This is a genomic window from Pedobacter sp. (assembly GCF_037719805.1).
Taxonomy (GTDB): Bacteria; Bacteroidota; Bacteroidia; order Sphingobacteriales; family Sphingobacteriaceae; genus Pedobacter.
In genome coordinates, this window is record NZ_JBBJLZ010000002.1 from 129608 (window position 1) to 154099 (window position 24492).

Annotated in this window: 20 protein-coding genes; 6 read left to right on the top strand and 14 right to left on the bottom strand. The window is 40.0% G+C overall.

What is annotated here, in order from left to right; all coding sequences use genetic code 11:
* The 7 genes from WKF66_RS05725 to WKF66_RS05755 are packed head-to-tail and all read right to left on the bottom strand — an operon-like array spanning position 1 to position 7596.
* Entirely contained in the window at positions 1-1179 is a 1179-nt protein-coding gene (locus tag WKF66_RS05725) for a molybdopterin molybdotransferase MoeA (protein ID WP_489673462.1), read from the bottom strand.
* The gene (moaA, locus tag WKF66_RS05730) at positions 1176-2156 is read right to left on the bottom strand and encodes a GTP 3',8-cyclase MoaA (protein ID WP_489673463.1); all 981 of its coding nucleotides are present in this window, start codon (positions 2154-2156) and stop codon (positions 1176-1178) included. The genes WKF66_RS05725 and moaA overlap by 4 nt, the downstream gene beginning before the upstream one ends.
* Positions 2149-2739 (bottom strand): nucleotidyltransferase family protein, encoded by a 591-nt coding sequence (locus WKF66_RS05735; RefSeq protein WP_489673464.1) that lies wholly within the window; start codon positions 2737-2739, stop codon positions 2149-2151. The genes moaA and WKF66_RS05735 overlap by 8 nt, the downstream gene beginning before the upstream one ends.
* Complete coding sequence (locus WKF66_RS05740) at positions 2732-3856, bottom strand: XdhC family protein (protein ID WP_489673465.1); 1125 nt, start codon at positions 3854-3856, stop codon at positions 2732-2734. Before WKF66_RS05740 ends, WKF66_RS05735 begins: the two co-directional genes overlap by 8 nt.
* Positions 3828-6095, bottom strand: coding sequence for a xanthine dehydrogenase family protein molybdopterin-binding subunit (locus tag WKF66_RS05745; RefSeq protein WP_489673466.1), 2268 nt, complete (start codon positions 6093-6095; stop codon positions 3828-3830). Before WKF66_RS05745 ends, WKF66_RS05740 begins: the two co-directional genes overlap by 29 nt.
* Positions 6096-6107: 12 nt before the next feature.
* Positions 6108-7127: an FAD binding domain-containing protein gene (locus WKF66_RS05750; protein ID WP_489673467.1), complete on the bottom strand. Its 1020-nt coding sequence runs from the start codon at positions 7125-7127 to the stop codon at positions 6108-6110.
* Positions 7120-7596 (bottom strand): (2Fe-2S)-binding protein, encoded by a 477-nt coding sequence (locus tag WKF66_RS05755; RefSeq protein ID WP_489673468.1) that lies wholly within the window; start codon positions 7594-7596, stop codon positions 7120-7122. The genes WKF66_RS05750 and WKF66_RS05755 overlap by 8 nt, the downstream gene beginning before the upstream one ends.
* A gap of 454 nt (positions 7597-8050) precedes the next feature.
* Here WKF66_RS05755 and WKF66_RS05760 point away from each other — a divergent pair, with 454 nt between their 5' ends.
* From WKF66_RS05760 to WKF66_RS05770, 3 genes are all read left to right on the top strand, one after another.
* Entirely contained in the window at positions 8051-10477 is a 2427-nt protein-coding gene (locus WKF66_RS05760; RefSeq protein ID WP_489673469.1) for an LruC domain-containing protein, read from the top strand.
* A 74-nt stretch (positions 10478-10551) separates the two neighbouring features.
* Positions 10552-11499: a hypothetical protein gene (locus WKF66_RS05765; RefSeq protein WP_489673470.1), complete on the top strand. Its 948-nt coding sequence runs from the start codon at positions 10552-10554 to the stop codon at positions 11497-11499.
* A gap of 30 nt (positions 11500-11529) precedes the next feature.
* The gene (locus tag WKF66_RS05770) at positions 11530-12738 is read left to right on the top strand and encodes a glycosyltransferase (protein ID WP_489673471.1); all 1209 of its coding nucleotides are present in this window, start codon (positions 11530-11532) and stop codon (positions 12736-12738) included.
* On the opposite strand, the gene WKF66_RS05775 is transcribed toward WKF66_RS05770, so the two are convergent.
* Positions 12735-13523 (bottom strand): glycosyltransferase family 2 protein, encoded by a 789-nt coding sequence (locus WKF66_RS05775; protein ID WP_489673472.1) that lies wholly within the window; start codon positions 13521-13523, stop codon positions 12735-12737. The genes WKF66_RS05770 and WKF66_RS05775 overlap by 4 nt on opposite strands.
* 217 nt (positions 13524-13740) lie before the next feature.
* Here WKF66_RS05775 and WKF66_RS05780 point away from each other — a divergent pair, with 217 nt between their 5' ends.
* The 3 genes from WKF66_RS05780 to WKF66_RS05790 all read left to right on the top strand — a co-directional run bounded on the left by WKF66_RS05780 (position 13741) and on the right by WKF66_RS05790 (position 16745).
* Positions 13741-14505 (top strand): glycosyltransferase, encoded by a 765-nt coding sequence (locus WKF66_RS05780; protein ID WP_489673473.1) that lies wholly within the window; start codon positions 13741-13743, stop codon positions 14503-14505.
* A gap of 88 nt (positions 14506-14593) precedes the next feature.
* Entirely contained in the window at positions 14594-15934 is a 1341-nt protein-coding gene (locus tag WKF66_RS05785; RefSeq protein WP_489673474.1) for a flippase, read from the top strand.
* A 1-nt stretch (position 15935) separates the two neighbouring features.
* Positions 15936-16745, top strand: a complete 810-nt coding sequence (locus tag WKF66_RS05790) for an alpha-1,2-fucosyltransferase (RefSeq protein WP_489673475.1) — start codon at positions 15936-15938, stop codon at positions 16743-16745.
* Between the two features lie 8 nt (positions 16746-16753).
* Here WKF66_RS05790 and WKF66_RS05795 read toward each other — a convergent pair whose 3' ends face one another.
* The 6 genes from WKF66_RS05795 to WKF66_RS05820 form a co-directional block, all read right to left on the bottom strand.
* Positions 16754-17968: a glycosyltransferase gene (locus WKF66_RS05795; RefSeq protein ID WP_489673476.1), complete on the bottom strand. Its 1215-nt coding sequence runs from the start codon at positions 17966-17968 to the stop codon at positions 16754-16756.
* Between the two features lie 11 nt (positions 17969-17979).
* Positions 17980-18840 (bottom strand): glycosyltransferase family 2 protein, encoded by an 861-nt coding sequence (locus tag WKF66_RS05800; RefSeq protein ID WP_489673477.1) that lies wholly within the window; start codon positions 18838-18840, stop codon positions 17980-17982.
* A 17-nt stretch (positions 18841-18857) separates the two neighbouring features.
* A complete protein-coding gene (locus WKF66_RS05805; RefSeq protein WP_489673478.1) occupies positions 18858-20387 on the bottom strand; it encodes an O-antigen ligase family protein in 1530 nt (509 codons plus the stop codon).
* A 136-nt stretch (positions 20388-20523) separates the two neighbouring features.
* Positions 20524-21723, bottom strand: a complete 1200-nt coding sequence (locus WKF66_RS05810) for a glycosyltransferase (protein ID WP_489673479.1) — start codon at positions 21721-21723, stop codon at positions 20524-20526.
* Positions 21720-23882: a lipopolysaccharide biosynthesis protein gene (locus WKF66_RS05815; protein WP_489673480.1), complete on the bottom strand. Its 2163-nt coding sequence runs from the start codon at positions 23880-23882 to the stop codon at positions 21720-21722. Before WKF66_RS05815 ends, WKF66_RS05810 begins: the two co-directional genes overlap by 4 nt.
* On the bottom strand, positions 23882-24472 hold the full coding sequence (locus WKF66_RS05820; RefSeq protein WP_489673481.1) for a TolC family protein: 591 nt from the start codon (positions 24470-24472) through the stop codon (positions 23882-23884). Before WKF66_RS05820 ends, WKF66_RS05815 begins: the two co-directional genes overlap by 1 nt.
* Positions 24473-24492 lie beyond the last annotated feature (20 nt).

Sequence of the window (24492 nt, forward strand, 5' to 3'; positions counted from 1 at the left end):
TCACAAAGGCAACATATATACTTTCACTGCTTCACCTTCCTTAAAATGCGTCTTTTCCTCGTCTAAACAAATCATGCAATTTGCCGCAGCAAAAGAACTCATACGAAATGATTCTTGCGCAGTTAATGGACTTACCATACCGCCATCGAAAACTGCCTTTATAAAATGAGTGAGACCTGCGCCTTTCTCATAGGCTTTCTGCATAACTGCAGTTGCAAAACGATCTGTCACCGTCTTTCCAGAAATAGCCTCGATTGCAGGCAATACATACTGGTAATAACAATTTAATACCGAAGATGGATTTCCAGGCAGTCCGAACACTAATTTATCACCTAACACACCAAAGTACAAGGGCTTCCCTGGTTTCTGTTTAACTTTATGAAACACCTGTTTTACACCACATAGCGCTGCAGCTTCCACTACAAAATCATAGTCGCCAACACTCACTCCACCCGTAAGCAGGACGACATCACTAATTTCCATTGCCTTACTTAGTATTGCTTTGAGCTTCAGCAAGTCGTCTTCTGCTGTAAACAGCTGAACATCATGAATCCCTGCCTGAAATAGCGCACCACGTAAAGAAAACGAATTGGATTCATAAACCTGACCGGGCCCTAATGGGTTTCCGGGCGCCTGAAGCTCTCTACCAGTTAAAATGACGCTAACTTTGGGCATGGGATAAACCGTAACAACTGTTTCTCCAATACCAGCAATAAAACCTAAGGCCGCTGGTGTCAGTAAGCTGTTTTTTTGAATGGCCAGCGCCCCAGCCCTAACTTCAGAACCTTTCTCCCGGGTATTTGCGCCAACCTTGAGCAAAGGATCCTGTATCGAAACACTTCCATGCCCCAAGCTTACCTTTTCTTGCATTACAACGGTATCTGCACCCTCAGGTAATGGTGCTCCGGTAAATATTCGGGCCGTTTCACCGCTGTTTATCTTAAAAGTCACGTCAGTCCCAGCCGCCATCTCACCTTTAATAAGTAAAGGAACCTCATGATCCTCAAACTTAATAGCGTAACCATCCATAGAACTTTGCTTAAATGCAGGAATATCTATTGAGGCAAAAATGTCTTTAGCCAAAACATGCCCTAATGCCTTTAAAAGCGGCATAGTCACCGGTTTTGGGAGTTTAACGCTAAGGAGAATAGCAGCCTTTGCTTCAGCAACGTTAATCATCCCCCAATCGTTATCATGCTTCGATTATGAAGTGCTGATGCCTCAATATCTTCGAAATCTACAGTGAATTGTCCGCCTAAAGCCTTCTTCTTACTATAGATATTACTGAAAATTAATGGCAGCACATCTTCATTTCGTCTTAATGCAGACAATAGATCCGTTTCATCAGTAGAGAACAAGCAATTTTTCAATTTGCCATCCGCCGTTAGTCGCATTCTGTTACAAGTGCTGCAAAAAGGCGCCGTCATTGTGCTTATTACTGCAAATGACCCAACATGCCCTGGAATCATATAATGTTTTGCGGTATCGTTTGCACTACCCGCCAATGGTAAAACTTCATAACGGCTGCCGGCAACGTTCAAGATTTCCTCCAACGAGTACACCTGATTACTGGTCCATCTGTTCCCGTTAAACGGCATGAACTCTATAAATCGAATTTCTATTTCAGTATGATTGGTCCATGCCAGGAAATCTAAAATCTCATCATCATTGAACCCTTTCATCAATACTACATTGATCTTAACCTTGATTCCGTTCCTAAGCAAAAGATCTATGTTGCTTTTAACCTGATCAAATAGGTCTCTCTGAGTGATCTTGAAGAACCTGGCAGGTTGGAGCGTGTCAAGGCTAATATTTATAGACCGTATATTTGCCTGAAGCAATACAGGTAACAATTCATGGATTCTGGAGCCATTAGTGGTGATAGCCAACTCAACAGGCAGTTGACCAAGAGAACTGATAATTTCCGCTGCATCTTTCCGTACCAGCGGCTCACCACCGGTTAACCTGATCTTTTTAACACCCTGTGCTACAAAAATCTCTGCTAAGGCAAGTATTTCCTTCGGCTGCATCAATCTGGACGCTGGAGTAAAATCATAGTCCTCTTCAGGCATGCAATAAAAGCACCTGAAATTGCAATTATCAGTAAGAGATAGTCTTAGGTAATCATGAACCCTTCCAAAAGAATCTTTAATCATTGATAAGTTTTAAGTAATCCGCCTCCGTATCGATATCCAAACTTCCTCTTTCAAAAGGCAAACTAATCATATCTTCTTTCTGTTCTTCAATTAAATTCTTTGCGCCTGTGTTTCCTTTTAAACCCAACAGCGCTCTAAAATGTATCTTATTAAAAAGTACCGGTGTTCCAACTGTATCGGCATACGCTGATGAAACAATGGTCTTTTTGCTTTTGTTTTTTAAGGAGTGCAAATTAATAAGAATGTCCGACGTCACAAAAGGTTGATCACAAACCGCAATGATAACATTTTCGACCAATGGCACCATCGCTAGCAATCTATTCATCCCGGTAACTATTCCTGAACCCATACCTTGCTTCCAATTTTGGTTATACACCAATTCTACCTTCATGCCGTCTAGCTCTTTAGAGACCTCCTCAGAGGAAGCGCCTGTCACAACAATAGTTGGCACCAAAGCAGCCACAAGTGCAGCATCGACAATATTTCGAACCAATGTTGTTCCTTTATAAGGCAAAAGCTGTTTAGCCCTTCCTAATCGTGATGAATTACCTCCTGCCAGTATGATGATTGCTGTGTTATCCATTAGTAGCTTTTTCTTTAAAATGAATTGGCGCCATTTTATCCTTCAAAAATTTCGCAGAATGATTGCTCATCACCGCTTTTATTTCCGCCAGAATAGACAGTGCGATCTCTTCCGAAGTTTCTGCGCCGATGTCTAACCCAATAGGACCGTGTATCCTGGATAGCATAGCATCATTCACTACAAAACCCTTGTCTGCCAGCTCTCCAAGCATTCTATCCAATTTCTTTTTCGGCCCCAGCATTCCCAAATAGAAAAACTCTTTCTCCAGAATGAGCTCCATTAGTGCCAGATCATAGTTATAATTATGCGTCATCATTACAAAAACCGTTCGCGCGTCAACTTCCACATGATCGAAAACGACATCAGGCTTTACTATTAATACCTGATCAGCTTTTGAAAACCTTGCTGTAGTTGCATGAGATGGTCTTCCATCCAGGACCGTGATTTTCCAACCTAAAACATAGGCCATTTCGACAAGCGGCTGTACATCATTGCCAGCACCAGCAATTACCAGGTGTAAGTTCGGTGGTATAAACTCTAAAAAAGCCTCGGATCCTTTTGTCGGACTGTAGCTTCTAAAAATCGAAATGCCGGTAGTGTATACTTCCGAAGCTTCTTGATCTAAATCCAGTTCTGGCTCCTCAAAGTCAATATATTTCCGGTCTGGTCGGTAAAGAAAAATCGTACCCCGTTGTTTAAAAGAATGAAGGTTAAATAGAGTAACCACAACCGCATTGCTTCTTTCCGCAGCTAATGCTTTTAACAAGTGGACAGGATTTTGAAAGTCAGAAGAATCTATGGGTTCAAACAAGATGTGGACAATACCATTACAACCAAGCTGAACACCAAATTTAGCATCATCTTCATCAGTAGTATCATAGGTAACCAGCTTATTCTCGCGCTGATTAATCGCAGCCAATGCTTTTCTTAAAGCATCGCCCTCTAAACAACCTCCACTAATAGCGCCGGTCAGTTGCCCATCATCGGTGACCAGCATTCTCGCCCCGGGCCTGCGGTAAGAAGATCCTTCCACCCCGACCACCGTAGCCAGTGCGGACTTCTTCCCTTCTTTTTCTGCTTTCTCGTAGCTATTTAGTATGGCTAAGATCTCTTTCATCTTCCAGCAATGAATCAAAATGAATTGGAAATTGATTGATTCGTTTTCCGGTAGCATGATATATGGCATTTGCGATAGCCGGTGGCATACCTACCAAACCAATCTCGCCAAGTCCTTTGCTACCGAGCTCGTTTACGATCTCATCTTTTTCCTCCACGAATATAACGTCCAAATCATGAATATCCGCATGTACCGGAATATGATATTCTGAGAGATTCTGATTCATATACTTACCCAGATTATGATCAGTGATCGTCTCCTCTCTTAACGCTTTACTGATGCTCCAAACCATTCCACCAAGAATTTGGCTTCTTGCAGTTTTTGGGTTGATAATTTTACCAGCAGCAACAGCGGTGACCGCTCTTGTCACGTTAACAATCCCTAATTCTTCATCTACTTCTACTTCGACAAAAACCGCGCTATGCGCTGCTCTTGAGTATTTTTTCAACTTAAAAATATTTGGAACATTAAAGTTTGTGCTCTTTATCGTCTTTCCTTTGTTCGCTACCACCAGGGATTTTAAGCTTAAACCCTTCAAAGAATCACTTTTTAACCGGATATAACCGCCTTCAAAAATGACATCAGTGAAGTCAACATCTGTAAATGGCGACTGGCTCACCTGCCTGGCTTTCTTAAACAGTTTCTTGCGCAATGCAGTTCCTGCTGCCTTAATTGCAGAACCTACAGTTGACGTGGTGAATGAGCCTCCCTGGATCGGCGCAAAAGGTAGTTTACTATCCCCATATTCAAAGATAACATCTGCCATATCCATCCCTAATTCATCGGCGGCAATCTGAGTCATCACAGTCAAAGTGCCGGTTCCTATATCAGTTACGGCGCTCTTAACCAATAATTTTCCGTCTGCCGTGATTCCTGCCTCAGCCCGGGCTGGTACAATCATCGATTCCCAGATTCCGGTCGCCATTCCGAACCCAACCAATTTATTGCCCCTGCGCATACTTCTCGGTGTAGGACTCCGTTTAGACCAGCCGAATTTATCGGCGCCCTGAATGTAGCACTGCCTCAATTCTTTACTTGAATAAGGGCGACCCACGCTCTCATCCCGTTCGGCGTAATTTAAAATCCTTAGCTCCAATGGATCAATGTTCAACTGGTAAGAAAGCTCGTCCATTGTGGCTTCTATCGCATGAAGACCGGTACTGCCACCCGGTGCACGCATATCTAGTGGCGTAAATACGTCCAGAGGCAGTAGTTTGTATACCATGCGACTGTTTGGAGAAGGATAAAGCATTGGCGCCCAGTTGACCACAACCTCGGTATAATCTTCAAATCGGGAGGTTTCTCCTATGGCCTCATGGTACATTGAATTCAACATACCGTTTTGATCCGCTCCAAACATTGTTCTTTGAATAGTTGGAGGTCTGTGCCCGAAGCTATACATCTGATGTCTGTCTAACGTAACCCTTACCGGACGTTTCAACTCCAAGGCGGCCATTACCGACATAAAGAGCTGGTATTGCGGTCTTAGTCCAGAGCCAAACGCCCCGCCAACATAGGGAGAAATGACTCTTACATCTTTAAAATGCAAGCCGAATACATTACCTACATAAAGCTGGCAATTTACCGTTCCCTGCGTTTTATCATAAATAGTAACTTTCCCTTCCCCTTCGTAAATGGTTGTGGTAGCAAAGAGTTCTAAAGGATTGTGGTGTTCAGTTCCATGGAGAAAATAGCCAGAAGCCGTTGCGAACGATTCTTTGATAGCTTTATCCACATCACCTTTGTCTGGTGGTGGTAATGGCTTTAACATAGTTGCGATCCCTTTTTTAGGCGACCTCGCCTCAGCCTGGAAAGTTTCCAATCTTGTCTCGAAGGCCTCCTCCTCATAATCGACTGCTAGCAAGAATGCCGCATATCTTGCAAGCTCAAAGCTTTCCGCAACAACCAATGCAATCGGCTGTCCATTATAATTTATCTCATCATCATGCAATGGCTTAAATGGGCTTCCTGGTGGAGCATCCATATCAGAGTACTGCATACTAAACCAAGCTAAGGATGGCCGGTTCTTATAAGTAAAGACTTCGATCACCCCAGGTATCTTCTTGACTTCGTCCGTGTGAATCTTGAGGATCCTGCCTTTAGTGATGGTACTGTTGACTACATATCCATAAAGCAGACCGGGAACGTTATATTCACCGGAATACTTTGCCTCACCTGTAACTTTTAAATGTCCTTCCAGCCTGCTGATCGGCTGACCTATTGTTGGTTTTACTGGCATAAGATTATTAGATTAAGCGGAAGGCTGCGCACCTGGTTGCTGTGATTCTGGATGAAGCGCCATCATGCAATTGCGGACGATCGCCTTTTTAGCTAGATTAATTTTGAAGGAATTGAATTCGTATCCCACGGCGCCGGCTAGGATCATCTCCGCAGCTTCAGAAAAGTTCTCCCTTGTTGGAGCTTTACCCATCAAGAATTCTTCTGCCTCCTTAACTCGCCATGGCTTATGGGAAACGCCGCCCAAAGCAATTCTTGCTTCCTTAATTAAGTTATTTTCCAGTTGAAAACCTGTTGCCACAGAGACCAACGCAAAGGCGTAGGAATTCCTGTCCCTAAGTTTTAAATAGGAGTAATTATCAGGAAAGCCCTGAGCCGGCAATTCAATACCAATAATTAGCTCGTCCGCTTCTAATGTATTGTCTATATGCGGTGTGTTCCCAGGTAACCGGTGAAAATCTGTAAACGAAATTGTACGTTTTCCATTTGCACCTTGAACATGGACCACAGCATCCAGAGCGGCTAAGGCCACGCACATATCTGAAGGAAAGACAGCAATACAGTCGTCGCTTGTTCCTAGAATAGCCATATTTCTGTTATAGCCTTTAATGGCTGGGCAACCAGACCCGGGCATCCGCTTGTTACACGGAGAACCGGCATCGTAAAAATAATAACATCGGGTACGTTGAAGCAGGTTGCCTCCATTAGTGGCCATATTTCTGATTTGTGGAGAGGCACCTGCAAGAATAGCTTTAGAAAGAAGTGGATACTTTTCCTCTATAAGTGGGTAATAAGCGGTATCCGCATTTGTAGTGAAAGCGCTTAACCATAAGGAACCGTCAGCTCCCGGCACGAACGCTTCAGTATGGGATAGATGATTTATATCTACCAGCTCAGCGGCCTTACTAAGATTGTATTTTAATAAGTCGATGAGGTTAGTACCCCCAGCGATATAGTGGCTATCTTGTGTATGTGTTACTTGTTGAATTGCATCTTGAATGTTGGATGGTCTAGAATAATTAAGATCATTCATGCTGACCTCCGTTTTTAACATCCATAATCGCGGATATAATATTTGTATTTGCTCCACAACGACAAAGGTTGCCGCTCATCAGCTCCTTAACATCGGCTTCTGTTTTCGCTTTACCTTCTTTAAACATCCCAATCGCACTGCAGATCTGCCCGGGTGTACAGTACCCACATTGGAAAGCATCATGATCGATGAATGCCTGCTGAAGTGGATGTAGTTCGCCATTTTCAGCAATGCCCTCAATAGTTGTTATTTCCGAACCTTCATTCATTACAGCGAGTGTTAGGCAGCTAAGTACCCTTTTGCCGTCAACAATGACCGTACAAGCACCACACTGACCATGATCACAGCCTTTCTTTGTTCCGGTAAGATCCAGGTGTTCCCGAAGACAGTCCAAAAAGCTAACCCATGGCTTAAGCTGGAGTTGTTTTTGTTGACCATTGATCATCAAGCTAATTTGACGTGTATTCATATAGAAGCGTGTTATTTATGTAGAACAGGATCTGTATAATTTGGTTTGGTTTATATACGGATCTGGTCGTGACTGCCTTTGAGCTGGTTCGAGATCCTTCCACCGTATAGGCACTATGCGCTCACGGTGAGGCCGCCTTTTCCCTAGCAAAAGGCGGCCTCACCGTGGCCTCACTATGGCCTCATGGCGGCCTCACCCAAAGCAAGACCCGAACTGAACCGAAGAGTGTCCACTATATTGACTTTTGGGAAAAGGATTCCACAACTTTTATAACACAGCTGGGAAATGGCTCAGCTTCAAAAATAATCTTTTTATTTTAAGAGAAGATTTTGTGATCCAGCGTATACTTAAGTGCGTTTTACATGTATATTTGGTTATAAATATTAGTACCAGTAGTTGTTAAGACATTTTGGGAACGATATTGGCAGACTACTATTATCATTAACCAAAAACTATGAAAACAAAACTACTAGCAATTCTTTTAATTTTCAGCATCATCACGTCATGCGAGAAAAACAACTTACCTGAAAACATTCAGGGTCCAGATATTAACAATTTATCGGCCTCTCCTGCCTTTTCATGGGCTACTTCCAGAGATGTTAATTTTAATATAGGAATTAGTGACACTCAATTCGGTAGCAAACTTCACGTAATCTCTATCTATTCTGCAGATCCAAAGAATGGTGGAACCTTATTATCCAGAGGCTCGGCTTCCATTACAAGTTCTTTTAACACTAAAATCTCTATTCCAAATACGATTAAAGAGGTTTATTTAGAACGGTTCACACCTAACGGAGAAGAACTTAGTCAGACAATCGCTGTAACTACTGATAAAGTATCAGTTTCCATTGGGCAAAACAATATTGTAACCAGTTCTGGTTTGAAACCAACGAACGCTGCTATCTCTGCTGTCCTACCAATAGAAAACAGTCCTTCTTGTACTTCAGGATGCGGCGTCATTATCCAACAAAGTTCGCAAAATAGTTTCGATATGAATGCCAATACCATTTATTGCGTTACTGGCAGCAATATTACTGTTAAAGTTCAAAACACTAATGGCGGCACAATGAGAATTTGCGGCACGGGTGTAACAGTAGAAGGTTTAAAGATGACGAACAATGTAACTGTTATCGTAGCAGCAGGCGCCTCGGTTACTTTTAACAACTTGAATTGGGAAGGCCCATCAGTATTTAAAAACTTCGGAACGGTATCAACAGGAAACGTTAAAGTGTTAAGTCCTAATTTTTTAAATCAGGGTACCATGAATGTTAACGGAGACTTCGTAACAGAAAGTAATGGAGACGGTACTAACTACGGTACGATCAACGTGAGCAGCAATTTCAACTCTGGAGGCACATTTACCAACGAAGGAACACTTAAAGTTAACGGAAATTTTAACTCTAGTAACACGCCGACATTTGTCAATAATGATATACTGGAAACTAAACAAACGACCATCGCAGGTAAATTTACGAACACTGGCAATTGGACCGTTTCGAGTGGCGAGGTATCTTTAAATAATAGCCCAACGGTAGTAAATACCGGTATTATACTGGCACGTAACTCAAAAGTGAATGCATCAGGTACTTTTACCAACGGTGGCTCCGTCACTGTGCAAAATTATGTTCAAAACAGCGGCACGCTTATTAACAATTGCAAGCTGATCACTTTGGATGTATTTGATAATAATTCTGAGGTGCTAAACACCAGTTACATTCAGGTCGATAATGAATCTAATCTGAAAGGCTCAACTATCCTTAGAAATGGGGCTTTGTTTAAGACTAATGTTATTTCATCATTGGATGGAACATTAAAAGGTGAAGGAAGGACTTCTTTATTCAAGGTTGTGTCCACTTCACGTGACAATATTAATAACGGTGGCAAAAAGATTACTGGGACAATTGTGTATGCAGATCCTTCCAACAAGATTAAAAGCGAAGCCTTTAATAATCCTGCCGTTGCTACAACTGGCAATGGGATCTACATAGAAAAGAACGAATGTAACGAAGGTAATGGTAAGCAGGTAGTTTCTGATACAGACGGTGATGGCATTCCTGATGTGAAAGACGCCTTCCCAACTGATCCAGATAAAGCGTTTATTAACTACTCGTTTAACTATAACGATGGTGGAACTACTATAGCATTTGAAGATAACTTCCCTACAAGAGGCGATTATGATATGAATGATATTGTTTTAACTTATCGTTATCAGGTTATTAGTAATGCAGCCAATAAAGTGGTTCATGTGGATGCAGATTATTCTTTGCGTGCAAGTGGTGGAAGCTATAAAAATGGTGCAGGAATTCAGTTTGATCTTCCTTTAGCATCTGTGAGTAATGTCAAAGGAGCGCAGGTAGAAGAGCAGCCTGTATCTAAAGACCTGGTATTAATTTTATTCAAAGATAGCCGCGCACAGCAGTCATTATGGGGTACAATAGTTTCGGAGGGCGCCTCTGCTCCTGTCAACTATGACATCAGCTTCGATGTAAAACCAGAAATCAGCGTGGAACAATTCGGCATTGGAAACTACAATCCATTTATCTGGAATAATACACCTGGATTTGGCAGAGGATATGAGACCCACCTGAAAAACAAGAAGCCGACGGACTTAGCTGACCTCAGCTTATTCCAGTCTGGTGATGACGGTACAATAGGAAAAGGCCAAGTTGGCGCGGGGTATATGAGCTACGTAAGTAAAACTCAAAATCTGCCATGGGCGATTGAATTACCGATCAGCAACTTTAAATATCCAGTGGAAAAGGTTGCAATAACAGCCGCCTATCAAAGCTTTAGCAATTGGGCATCCAGTTTAGGGCAGAACAACATCGATTGGTATAGTGACGGAAATGTAGATAACACCAAGATCTATCCAATTAAATAGCTAAGAATAATAACAGTCCGCGAATTAAAGTTCCGGACTGTTTAAATACATCATCACCCTATTTTAAAATCCCTATGTTAACCAAAATCATTAATAAAATATTAAGTCTCTACATAATTATCAGGTTTAGAAACGTACCTAAAGCTTTGAAATATTTTTATAGAGATACTTATTTCTGCGAATTGGTTCAACTTAAATATGTAATAAAAGATTACATCACTAAACCGAAATACAAGAAGATCTCTTTTTCCGGCGAGTTCGCTCCCGATATCATGTACGCATTGCCGTTCGCCTACTGGCATCATAAAAATGGTACCCTATTGACTACTGAAGGCGCAAAATACACCAAGGAATTGTACTTTTTCTCGCAAGACCACCACGAAATCTATGATATCAGGACGACGAAGGGTAACTATAATTATGAAACACCGAGAATCCTTTATAGCCATGACTATGACATGAGTAAATGGGAAACGGTGCCACTGAAGGCGGAATATTCCAATAATATCTACAGATATGACAAGCCTATTCTAGTTATCGCTAACCGCTACAACATGGAATGGGATGGTCCGCCGATAAGTTTCTTCAGTATAGAAATGATTCAATACATGATTGAGAAACTGGAGTCTAAGTATACGATCATCTATAACAGACCAAGACCGGAAAATATAACGATGGATAACAGTGATATTTATGACATGAATGAATATGACTGGTTGAAAGTGAATTATCCGGATGTCATTTTAATGGAGGACCTCTTCAAGGAAAATAAGGCAAAAGCGAAAAACTTTAATCACTTACAACTGATGGTCTATGCTAATTCAGAGCGATTTATTTCAATCCATGGTGGAACAGCCTCATTGGCCAGCTATTTTGGAGGCATAAATCTTATCCTGTCTAAGAAAGGTCCAGAGCATTATTTTAAATGTTTCGAGACGCTTTTCCCAAAATTCTCTGGAGCAAAGATCCTTCACGCAAAGACGGATGACGAAGTTAAATCCTACATCAACGAATATTTCTAGTTTAGTGCATTACCAGTGTAATTTGATAGGATGAAAGTATTACATATAACAAGTTACATTACCGGAGGGGCAGGAATAGCAGTGATGAGGCTACATAATGCCCTGTTGGATAGCGGTATTGATTCAAAAGTACTCTGTTACTTTTCAATGGATGAAAACCTTTCCAAAGAGGTTTATACGGTAAACTCCAGGAAAAGCTTTATTACAAAATCTAAGGAACGATTTGGGTTGGATCGAAAGGGCCGGTTGTTGAAAGGGTTAACCGGCAATTACGAGGCATTTACAACACCGTTTTCTGAAATTAAACTACATGAGCATGAATTGGTTAAAAACGCTGATATCATTCACCTGCATTGGGTTGGTGACTTCGTAGATGTTCCGAGCTTCTTCGAGAATGTAAAGAAGCCTGTAGTTTGGACTGCTCATGACCTGAACCCAATATTAGGTGGTTTCCATTATGAACAAGATGTAGCGAGAAACCCGACTTTCAAAGGTATCGAAGACAAGCTAAGAACTTTAAAGCATAAGTACATCAATGAAGCAAAAGTACAATTCATTGGAAGCAGTAAGTTTACTGTAGAAAAGGTTTCGGAATACTTGCCTGGTATATCCTGTCTTCAAATCCCTTGCATTCTAGACTTGAAGAACTATAGTCCAATTGAGAAGAGTATTGCAAAAACGGCACTGAGATTTGGAGATGAGCATTTAGTTCTCGGAGTGGGTGCTGATGATTTGGAAAACAAGAGAAAAGGTTACCGCATTTTAATGGATGCGATTGGCAAACTGACTATTGCGGATCAGCAATGTATTAAGCTAGTCACCTTTGGGAATGCGAAAGACAACGGAGCAAATCAGAATCCTACTATTCAAACCGTCAGGTTTGAAACGATCAAGAATAAATTGTTTCATTCCTTATTATATTCTGCACTGGACTTCTTCGTAATCCCATCGTTAGAAGAAACCTTTGGGCTTACAGGAACAGAAGCATTACTTTGTAATACCCCTCTTCTGGGCTCAAAGACAGGAGGTGTGCCTGACTATTGTGAGGACCAAGTTAGTGGATTATTGTTCAGTCCTGGAGCAGTAGATGAGTTACATTTGAAGTTAAAGGAAGTCTTAGATCTAAAAAAACAAGGGCAAACAGCATTCCCGGATTGTGCCAGGAATATATTGGACTGGTATAATCAGGAAGATCCTGTAAATCGACACATTCAATTGTATAAAAACCTGGTAAGTTAGCGCTTTTTCGATAGCTGTAGGTGGTTCTTCAAGAATCTGTAAATTAAAAACACCTTTCTTAATGTTTGTAGAGGGATGGAATTTCCTTCTCTCCAGCTTTGTCTTCCTATGGTACTAGGTTCATCCGGATCGTTCTTCTGATCAAAAACAGAATTAAAGTCTTTCAGCAAAAGTCCCCTACCCTTATTTTTGATATAGGATAAGCACATTTCAAATTCTGCTTTGTCCGACTGTATGCCTTCTGTGTACTCACCAAATTTGTCATTAAAAGAAGTTCGTCTCAGATGCGGATGGTCGCTGTAGACATAAAATTTAAGGTGATTCCAGTTCAATAAGGAGCCCTTGAAGACCATTTCATCGAATAAATGATCATATGGCTGGGTATATGGATATGGAAAATAAGAATAGAACCTAATGGTATCGACAGGTAAATCTTCTTTCATAATCTTTAAAGCCGCAGTCATTGTCTCAATAAACTTCGGCTTTGGAATGAAATCTTCCTGTACATATAGCGTATATGGCCTGCTAACAGCTCTTTGTCCTTTATTAATGTTGTTAGCCAGTCCACCGTTCCGGGCTGGCCTGATCAGTTGAAAATCAAATCTCTTCTGAATCTCTAGCATTTTGGTATAGTGGTAGTCACTACTGAAATCATCCGATACAATAATTTCTCCTAATTGAACTTTAAGTTCAGAAAAAGCATTTAGTAGTCGCTCAAGGGAAGAACTTCTGTTGTAAACTGTGATCAATAATGAAATTTCGCTAAAGTCGGTGATTTGCATCATATGTAAATTTACTAGCTTTTCAGAGATTTTGATCAAAACCTAAAGTTGTATACAAATATAAAATATAAGTGCTTTTGAACCTCAAATATCTTCGCGAAAATAGAAGATCACTTTATCTGAATAATAGTAGTTAGATTATTGAAACTTAAGGGTTGATCACAGAATAATTTTAATATCTTCGGTACTTGTAGCTTTAAATGGAGGCTCTGGCTTACTTATGATGTTTTTCGAAGGCGTAACACTGTTAATTACACATTTTAATAGAAGTGAATCATTAGAGCGACTGCTATTGAGCTTTAAGAGTCTTGATTGTTCGTTTGAGCACATTATAGTGTCTGATGATAAAAGTAGTGATGAGACCATTAGCAAGCTTAAAGCGCTGGCCGAGAAATACAACTTCTCGCTATTGACTACACCTGTAAACAGGGGCTTAGCGAATAATATTAATAAGGGTCAGTACGCGGTTAAAACTCCCTATGTTCTATATGTCCAGGAAGATTTTGTTCCACAGGAATTGTTTCCGTCAAAGTTCAAGATTGCCTTAGAAATCATGAAGTCGAGCAAAGAGTATGACATAATTAGATTCTACGCTTATTTTAAATATCCTTTTCTTAAGTCTTATAATAGTGACTTCTCGGAGATGCAATTTTCGATTCTTCCCTGGTATCCAGGTTATCAGAAGTTTTATATGTACAGCGATCACCCGCATCTCCGAAGAAACGACTTTTGCGACAAATTTGGTCATTATATCGAGGGAATACCGAGCGACGCTGCAGAGTATAAAATGATGATGACATTTTTGAAGAGGAAAGGAAAGGCGTTGTTTTATAATAATTATCAAGAATTATTTACTCAGGAAAATACTGAAGATGAGCCAAGTACCATCAACCGGCACAAACTTAGGCAAAGTAATAATATAGTGATTTCATTTGTCAGGGACATTTACAGGCATGTAAAATTTAATGTTGATTATCTAAGATGATTATTATAAAAGTATCCTAAGGTAGAATCCACCAGAATCACATTAAGAGGCCAAATCGAGAAATCAGTTAATATATAAAGATCAAACAATGCAGAAAGTCCAGAACGAAAAAGACAACTATTGGCTCAAATCTGGGATAATAAATTTGTTGCAAAATTTCTCTGGCACCATTATCAATCTGGCAACTTTCTTTGTGTTGGTACGGCTACTCAGCAAAAACGATTATGGAGTATGGGGCATTTACATGCAAACTATCACAATATTGGAAATTGTGAGAAATGGGTTGATACAGAGCGCCTTAATTAAATTCATGTCTAGTTCTGACAAATCCGAACATACGGGCATCCTTTCTGCCTCGCTTACTATTAGTGTGAGTCTGACTGTAATTTGTGTGATATTTAATCTATTGTTTGCAGGTGCGTTAGCGCGACTACTTAAGGCACCGGAGCTTGAGCCGATGTTTCATCTTTATAACATCGTTTTCTTGTTCTCAGGTATAATCACACAATTAAATTGCATTGAACAAGCCAATTTCAGTTACAAGGGCGTTTTTGCAAGTAGTTTAGTTCGGGGATTAGTACTGTTTAGCTTTTTGCTGGTTTGTTTCTCTTTGAAAATAACTACGAATTTGGTTTCATTGGTATACATCCAAATGATAAGCGTTGCTCTGGGATTGATTGCAGCCTGGATCTATACGAAAAGATATGTCCATCTTGCTTACGAGTTTAGCAAGGGATGGATCATGAAGATATTTCATTATGGAAAATACGCGTTTGCTACCTCTCTCAGTTCAATTCTATCGGGTACAATTGACCAGTGGATGCTTGCCGGGATGATTTCACCAGCTGCTTCAGGATCCTTTAGTATTGCGGTAAAAGTGGTGAACCTGGTCGATATCCCGACCAATGCGGTCGCGATAATTGTGTTTCCTCAAAGTGCGAAACGTATTGAAAGTGAGGGAAAGCCAGCAATAAAGTATCTGTATGAAAAGTCTGTCGGTACTATTCTGGCAATGGTTATTCCTGCTTTAATATTTATATATATTTTCGATGGCTATATCATTAATCTTTTAGCTGGCAGCAAGTACCAGGACACAATCCCCATCCTAAATGTAACGCTACTGTATTGCGTTTTAGGGCCCTTTGGGAGGCAGTTCGGAGTGATAATTGACTCTATCGGCAAAACGCGGATAACCTTCATTGTAGTAGTGGTTAACACATTCGTCATTCTTATTCTGAATTACTTTTTCATCAAAAAGTACGGAACCATTGGCGCTGCATATGCGACCTTGATATCGAATATATTCGGCTTTTCCGTTGCACAATATATACTTTGGAAGGAGCTACGGGTGAATCCATTAAATGCCTTTGTCTATGCCTTTAAATTTTACCCGGAGTTTTTAAATAAATATATTTTAAAGAAGAATTAATATGATTGGTGTCAAGTTTATTGGTCGACTAGGAAATCAGATCTTTCAATATGCGTTTTTTCAATATTTAAAAACAAATAACCCAGGGAAAACATTCTTTTTTGTGAATCCCCATCATGGCTATTTAACGAAATATTTTGATTTAGGAACCTTCGACAACTTTACGTTGGGTTCTAAGGCATACTCGGTTCTAGCACGCGCCGTGCCTAAGATACTTAAGTTTAATGAAGTCTATATACAGAGTATAGAGGTGCCTAAGATTGTTGTAGTAAAGAACCAGACGATATATAAAGGTTTTTTCCAGACCGACTTCTATGTTAAAAAGATAATAGGCGGACTAAATATCAAGATTAAAAAAGAGTTTACAGACCGGTTTGAAGTTGAATACGGGCAGGTTTTTAACAATTACAAAACAGTTGTTGTCCATATCCGGAGAACAGACTACTTAAATTATGGAAAACGAGACATCTCGTTGCCGATGGAATATTTCGAAAAAAGGCTCACCGACTTAGGAGATATTAGCGATCATAAGGTATTCTTTGTTAGTGATGATATAGAATTTGTACGGTCTTACTTCAAAGAAAAGCCCAATTACATCTTCTCTTCTAATAATGAGATCACTGATTTTCAGATCATTAAGAATTCAGACATCGCAATTATATCGAATAGTAGTTTTGCATGGTGGGCAGCTTACCTGTCTGAAAAGAAAAACACGGTCTATGCGCCTAAGAATTGGTTAGGCTTTAGAATAGGTAAGGAACATCCTAAGAAAGTGATGACAGACAAGTTTGTTTGGTGTGACGTATTGTAATGTCACTTCTAGTCACTAATGGTGTTTTTCTTCTCATAGAATTCCTGAAGCAGCGTACTGAACTGAAGTAGAACTTTTTCCCAGGTGTGATCCTTAGCGATAGCAACCCTAAGATCTCTCGCTTGTAGCGTATCGTTATCAATGCATTCCTTGATTGCAGTGATAAACTCAAGGCTGTCTTTGCAATAGAACACGGAAGAGCCTGTGAACTCCATCAAGTCTAAATTAAAGTCCGTCAACACCGTCGGTTTTCCGGAGCCAAGGTATTCGAACAATTTCAATGGAAAGATTGTGGCACTTACCTCATCTTTTTTAAAGGGAATGATGGCGACATCGAAACCCTTGACTACAGAAGGCATATCTTCGTAGGGAACCCTGTCAATGAAGTAAACATTTTTTAATTGTCTAAACCCTTTCGGTATATATTCTTCAACAACCGGACCTACAAGAACCAAACTGGTATTGGTTTGATCCTCTGCAAATTTAGTAAGCAGATCAAAATCTATTCGCCTTTCTATATTACCCAGGTAACCGACAATAGGGTGAGGAATGTCGCGTAATCCAGGATGTATCTCCAAGTCCTCGTTAAGTACTTTCGAGCTATGAGTGATATCGGCGGCGTTAGGAATAAAGTAAGTATTGACATTATGCACCAGCTTTTCTCTATAGAGTTGTCTGCTTGTACATATAACGACATCACTGCTAGCCACGATCTGCGCTTCGGAAACTACTCCGTGTTTTCTATCATAGTCGATGACCAGCGGGTCAACACAATGATAGACAGACAGTTTTGCATTCAGTTTTGGTCCAACATTGGGATAGTGAAAATTATGAGAGTTGATAAAAACGAATTGCGATACCTTAATTTTCTTAAGAACACCTTTAACCCTGTTAACAATAATTTTCTCATTAACGTCTAGTAAGAACCGATATAGAGGTCCTTCGGCGAGAAAGTTTATGGACAATAAGGGCGGCAAAATGAGAATCTTTAACCGCGCAGTTTCTGTAGAGATTAAACAATGATCCAGAGAAAAGAACGCTTTCTGTCTTTTTGAAAAAGTGTCGTCTCTTTTATTAAAATAGTCTTTGATCGTATAGGGATAGTCGATATAGTATACATCGTTATCTTTAGCCAAGAATTTGGCGGTGGTGTAACTGGTGGACTCAAACTGCCCATCGTACTTTGCTATTCCGAAGATAAATATGGTTTTATCTGTTAACATGAAGAAGAAGGTTAGTCATTACCAGACTTTTTAGTATCATGTGGTTTTTCTGCGGTCATTAATTGAAAGAATCTACCAAACTCTTTAGCAATACGGTTTCTGAGCACCTTTGAAAAACTTCCATCGCGCTCAAGCGTTCTGGGACCTGTCCAGACAATAGCCTTGGTTGATCTTACTTGTTTAATTGAGCCATACTTCATCAAGTCGAAAGCCATTCTTCCATCTTCCCCTCTTACCTTCTCCATAACAAACCCAATTTTTAGAGCGTATTCACGAATGAAGCCCATACTGATACCATAGGTATTCAAATAGGGGCGTTTGAGATGACGGTATTCAGCTATTACGTTTTTAAGTTGCTCAAGCAGGGAGAGCTTCCATCTTGGAAACCCATTTTCAGGAAGGAAAGAGTACCGACCATAGACACAAACGACTTCAGGTTTCGACAATACGTTAATCATCTCATCAACCCAGGTGGAGGGATAGATGCAGTCGGCATCAGCTAATAATATATATTTGCCTTTTGCGGTTTCTAAACCCTTTTGCCTTGCGGGACCCCATCCCTGAATGCCCTGAAAGACACTTGAAACTTTCAGATGGTCTAACGTATCCTGCGTCCGGTCGTTAGAATTATTGTTAGTTACCACTATTTCGAGTGGAAATTTGGACTTCGTTTCGCTTAAGGAAGCCACGCATTTTAAGATATTGATCTCTTCATTATATGCCGAGACTAATATGCTCACAACTGGCTGCTCAGATTGGATGCTATCAAGCTGGCTATTTATCTTATCAAAAGCTGACTGGGGAATGTCACCAAAATCTTTATAAGGGAAATTGAATCTGGCAATCCAATCTGGAACCGTTAATAAATTCATATTTAATTATCTTAAACCTACGATGGTAGTACTTTAGTTTTATTTAGAAGAGCAGGACCTTTTGCTTTCTTCATTTCTTGGTCAAGCTTAAAGGTTATTGTTAATAAGGCAATGAAAAAATAAAAGTAAATGTTAGAGGGGAACTGAACGATCGCTTCTTGTGGATAATTACCTAGCGCATAAGCGAAAACGATAAGAATCATTGCCAGGCAATAACGTTTTAGTTCCGGATCATCAATCTTATAGTAGTTGTTGATCCCCGTCCTAAGTACGATAAATATTAACGAACAAAACACAATCAGTCCCACCCAGCCGATCTCAACTGCGACACGCACATAACCACTATCTGGCGGGAATTTGGAAAGGAATGAACCGGGAGAGAAACGTGCCCCCCATGCGCCTGTGGCTCCCAAACCACCCCCAAATGGGTGAGTTCTGATATACGGTTGAATTCGCTTTTGATTAATAGTTCTAACGTTATAAGATGCATCCTCTGAAGGCTTGAATGCAGACTGAAATCGTTTGATACTTTGGTTAGATGTCGGCGTATTTACCACTAAAAAAAGCAAAACCCCAGCCCCAATTGCAAAGAAGAAAACCCTTCTATTGAAGTTAATAACGGTAAGCAGTCCGATAGCCGCCGGTATCATTACATACGCTCCTCTGGTTCCAGAGAAAAGCATAGACCAGATATAGAGTACAGCAAGGGCTGAAAGAACAAGCTTCTTCCATCCTTTCATATCCCCAAATAACATCGTAATACAGAAGATACTACAAGTCACCATATTATAAGAAAAGGCAACTGGGTCAGAAAAAATGGAAAATTTCCTCCATACACCATCAATGAATAGAAGGCTTCTTAAAAGATCATCTTGTAGCGACAACTCTTCAAATGCAAAAAACCCAACGTATTCCTGTTTGAATCCATAGATAGCAGCGAAAGCTCCTAACGCCAACCACATCTTGAGAATAAATCGGATAAACTGGATGGTCTTTATATGGTATACAAAGATAAAATACATTAGCATCACAGCAGCAACGGATCGGATAGTGTATAACCATGCCATACGGGAATCAGCCACGGGATTTGCAACCTGAAACACGTTATATGCGATCCAAACCAACATACCTATTCCGATAGCATCTTTAAAAATAGACCAATCTGCATGTGACTTTTGTTTTATAAAAAAGCCAAGTATCAGCAGCGCCTGTATAGTATCCATGACTGTTCCCAGGGGGAAATCAACCAAGTTCATACGAATGATGAACATGATGAAATAGGAGGAGAAAAGCAATGTGACCATTCCAAATTTCGGATAGGCAACAATGGCATATATAGTAGGCAGCGCAACCAGTAAGATCACAATCATGGCCGCACCGGTTATGCCAAATTTCCCGACGATTAACGCATTAAGTATGGAAGACAAAGTTAAAACCAAAAACCCTTCTTTATTTAAGAGCTTTTCATCAAGGAAGATACGCGTCAGATACTGAGACAATGTCTCTGACGGTGTACTTATTCCATGCTTGTAACTAGTTCTGCTCATTATAAAAAGAGGAGTTTAATAAAAAAATAGAATACAAGTAGGAAACAGACCAATATAGCCACTCTCCTCGCAATATCTTGTTGAGCATCGAGCAGTTTGTTGGTATCTACCTTCCTTTTCTGGGGTTCCGTTCTCATTACTCCTGCTTTTTAGCATTTAGAATTCCGTCTGAGTGATAATGCAGAGTTGCGACAGAGGCTTTATTTGCATTACGGCTTTTTATAAGCGAAATGACTTGGTGAAACATGAATGTAGGTATCCTAGATAATGACCTATAGATAATAGCAGGGGTATCACTACTTTTCAAAGCAATAAAGAAACTTAGAACGAAGAGCAACATACCTAAAATCCACAGGACGGAGACTAATGGTGCAAACCATAAGTTGAAAAGCAAAAAGAGAATAGATAGTAACAGAAAAATGAATAAAGGCGGTCTTAATAAGGTCATTCCGAAAAGAAATTGGTTAAGCGATCCACTACTTACGCCCTTCCGGACTAGTGCAAAACCATACGAAAAGTACTTAAACCAGGTGTTGATCCACCGGGAACGTTGGTTTACCAATTGCTCTGATTTAGATGATTTTTCGTCGTATACGATAGCCAGCTCATTGAAGGCAATTCTATCCCCGCGGCTTACAATGTAGTTTTGAAGTACCTTATCAAAGCCAGCGCCATCTACTTGATGTTGTTTTAAAAAGTCCTGGTAATATCCCTTCGTGAAAGCCATCCCGGAACCGGCCAAAGTTGCAGATGAACCAAGATCGAACAATACTCTTCCATCGTAAAAATGGTAGAAAATGTCCCGTGCAGAATCCAGACAGGCGATCGTTGTATCTGTGTTTTTAGCCATTCGCAATCCTTGGACAGCGATAAACCCTTTATTAAAGGATAAGTTCAACTGGTTTAAGTAATCAGTATGAAGGACGTTGTCACTGTCAATAATTGTTAGACGTTCATGATCTCTTATAAAGTTATTAATTGCATACCTATGAGAAGCGGTGTTGCTTCCAAGAACCACAGGTGGCCTTAAGACAATCACCCTTGGATCTGTGAATTGCAGGTTCGATACGTCGCATTTATCGGCCACTATATAGACAATGTAGTTTAGATAATCCATCTTCAAAATTGAATCAACTACAGCGCTTAAGGATTGAGTTTGTTCGTAGGCAGTTACAATTATAGCATAGTCCGCCTCGGCAACAATTACCGCTCCATTAGCGTTTGCCAAAGATTTCCGTCCACTTATTCTCCAGGCGAACCACAATAGGAATGGCAATACCAGATTATAACCGATTGAAATCTGCAGGATAATCCATATAATTAATAGAAAACTCATATGCCTTTGGCTACTTTATCAACTGGTACTTTATTTAGGATCCAACCGGAAAATCTGTTACCAAGTGCTTCCAGATAGCCAATGTTTTGCTTCTTCTCTTCGTTCAAAGATTGATTCGCCTCAAACACTCCGACCACCCTATCTCCGAATAATATCCATTCCTTTGAAAGATTTAATTGATCTAAGGCTGCTGTCTCAATAATGATGATATCAAACATAGTTCTTAAATCATCCAGCCGTTCTTTTATAACGGTCTCATTAACGATTTCAAAAATTGATAAGTCTCCACCCCTGTTTGCCATAAACTCAAAGGACGACTGAATGACCAGGTCAGAAAGTTTAGTATTTCCAGTAAAATAATCCTCCAAATACATTGTAGGTGTTATACTATTACTAATTTTTGGATTCTTAAAATTACCATCGATAATTAAAATCCGTTTATTAGTCATCTTCCATGCGTAAGCAAGACTTAAGGTTAACAACGACTTTCCCTCCCCTTCCTTCAGACTGGTAATGACTAAGACCTTTTCTTTAAAGTCATTTTCAATCTCAAATCTTATTGAACGAAGCTGATTTTTAAATCCTCTTAATATCGATTCATCAGTATTTGCCCGCCAAATCTTCTCGAGATCGACGATAGAACCTTTCATAGATTTTAAGAATCCTAATACCGGAAGCTTTGACTTATTTGCTAAATCCTTAGGAGTTCTAATTTTATTGTCGATAAAAAACAAAATAAATATGATTAAGATACAAAATGCAAAAGCGATCATTCCACTAAGGATAACCAGTAGCATCTTCTTTGAAGGCTGAGCCAAGCCTGGCATTGCCTGCTGCAGTAATTTCAATCTTACAGAAAAAGCAGATTCTAAACTGCTCTGATTGAACTTATCTAAAACATCCAGGTATTCCTTACTGGCTACCTCTACATCTCTTTCCATACTCTGGACGTCTGCTTCATGAGGAACTAATTCATCAAACTGCGAGTTAAGACTTTTTAATTGCTTCTGCATGGAATTCATTCCATACTTCGCTAAGTCCAGCTCGATCTCCATTCTAAGCTTTTGCTCTACAAGTGCTTGTTTAGATACCAAGGGATTATAGATGAACTGGTCGGTCGATGAATTGATCTGAGCGCCAAGTACTTGTTGTAATGAGTCTATTGATCTTTTATAGCCAGGTTCAAAGTCATTGTCGATATAAAGATCATACAGGTTTCTGAGATCTTCGCGGGTGCCCATGATGTCCTGATTCACTTTAGTTAAAGTAGACTCCAGGTATCCTCGTTCTTTAGGATTAAATTTCGAGTCGATCTGACGAAGTGCGCCACCTTTAGCAGCGATTCCTTCTAAAGCCTCCTGGCGTCTGTTACCGAACAGCAAGATTTGCTCATAAAGTTGTCCGGATTGTTCGTCCAGATTCAGAACCCGATTGGTGACTTTATAATTTCTTAAAACCTGTACGCTTTGGTTCATAAGCATCTTCTTTTCAGCAAGAAGGTTACCCAGGAACTTATTAGCCTTAAGCTGATTAGTTTTGACTAAGACCGTATAATATTTAATAAATTCAGAACTCAAAGTATTAGCCACAAATGCAGATAATTCAGGGTTTTCTGATTCGTACTCTATATTGATAAAATCACTATCACCAGCTCTTCCAATTCTCAGTTTACTTTTTAGCGATTCGCTATCATAGTCCATTGAACGCAGTATTTCGTAGAAGACACTTTGCTCTTTATTCCATAAGTTTAGCCCTTGAGTTTCCTGAAAGTTTTCCTTATATGTTCTTAAAGCATTATCCAGTACGCTCTTTGGTAAGGAGGTGATTAATTTACTGCGCTTTCTATAGGGTGTGCTCGACGTTAAGTCATGAATTATTAATTGGTAAGAGACCTGATCAAGTAATTTCTTAAGACGCATGACCTCCACCAGGTTGGCAAACTTCTGACTGACTTCCGAGGTTTTGGTTGCCTCCTCCTTAGTCAAAAGAACGTTTTGAGTTTCATCCACTATACCTGTGGATATTTGAGCCATTGAGAGATAAGTGTCGGGAAGGTTACGTACTAAGAAAAAAGTAACGATAACGGCAATAATTGGTATTATAATTAGGATGTAAAGGTATTTTTTAAGCAGGCGTAAAAAAAGATTTATCTCTTCCATTATTTTATCTCTTCCAGTTTCTTAGTAAGCATTTCTTCCAATAAAATCTTTGACGATGCCGACGCTGCCTCCGCGACGATCTTGGCCTCATGAGCCTGTAATTGCGCTATAGATGCACTATTGTAATTCTCAAAGGTCACTTCGTTTCTCTCATACCGCGACTTTATCAACTTAAAGGTGGATTCGATATCAATCACCGCTTTAGAACGCAATTTAAGTACGTTAAATGCTTGTAAATAGGTTAAATAGCGGCGTTTGACTTCGGATTCGAGTGTAAGATCATATTCAGCCCTCGATGATTCTGCGATTTTCACATCTTCCCGGGCTGCTTTTATATTAGAAGGGTTTCTTAAAAATATACTCGGACTTAAAGTAACTCCGAATTGATATCCGCTGAGTAATATACCAGCTGTTTGAAAATCAACGTTGTTTCCATTCTCTGTATTCGATCTGTAATTGTAAGAAAAACTGAAAGGGTCGAGCCAGGAACTTTTCTCAGATTGTAATCTCGCCTTAGCTAAGTCTACTTGCTGTGCAAAGATCTTTTGACGGGGATAGTTTTCTTTTGCAACGGCAATCAGCTTTTCCATGTACAAATAAGACAAATCAT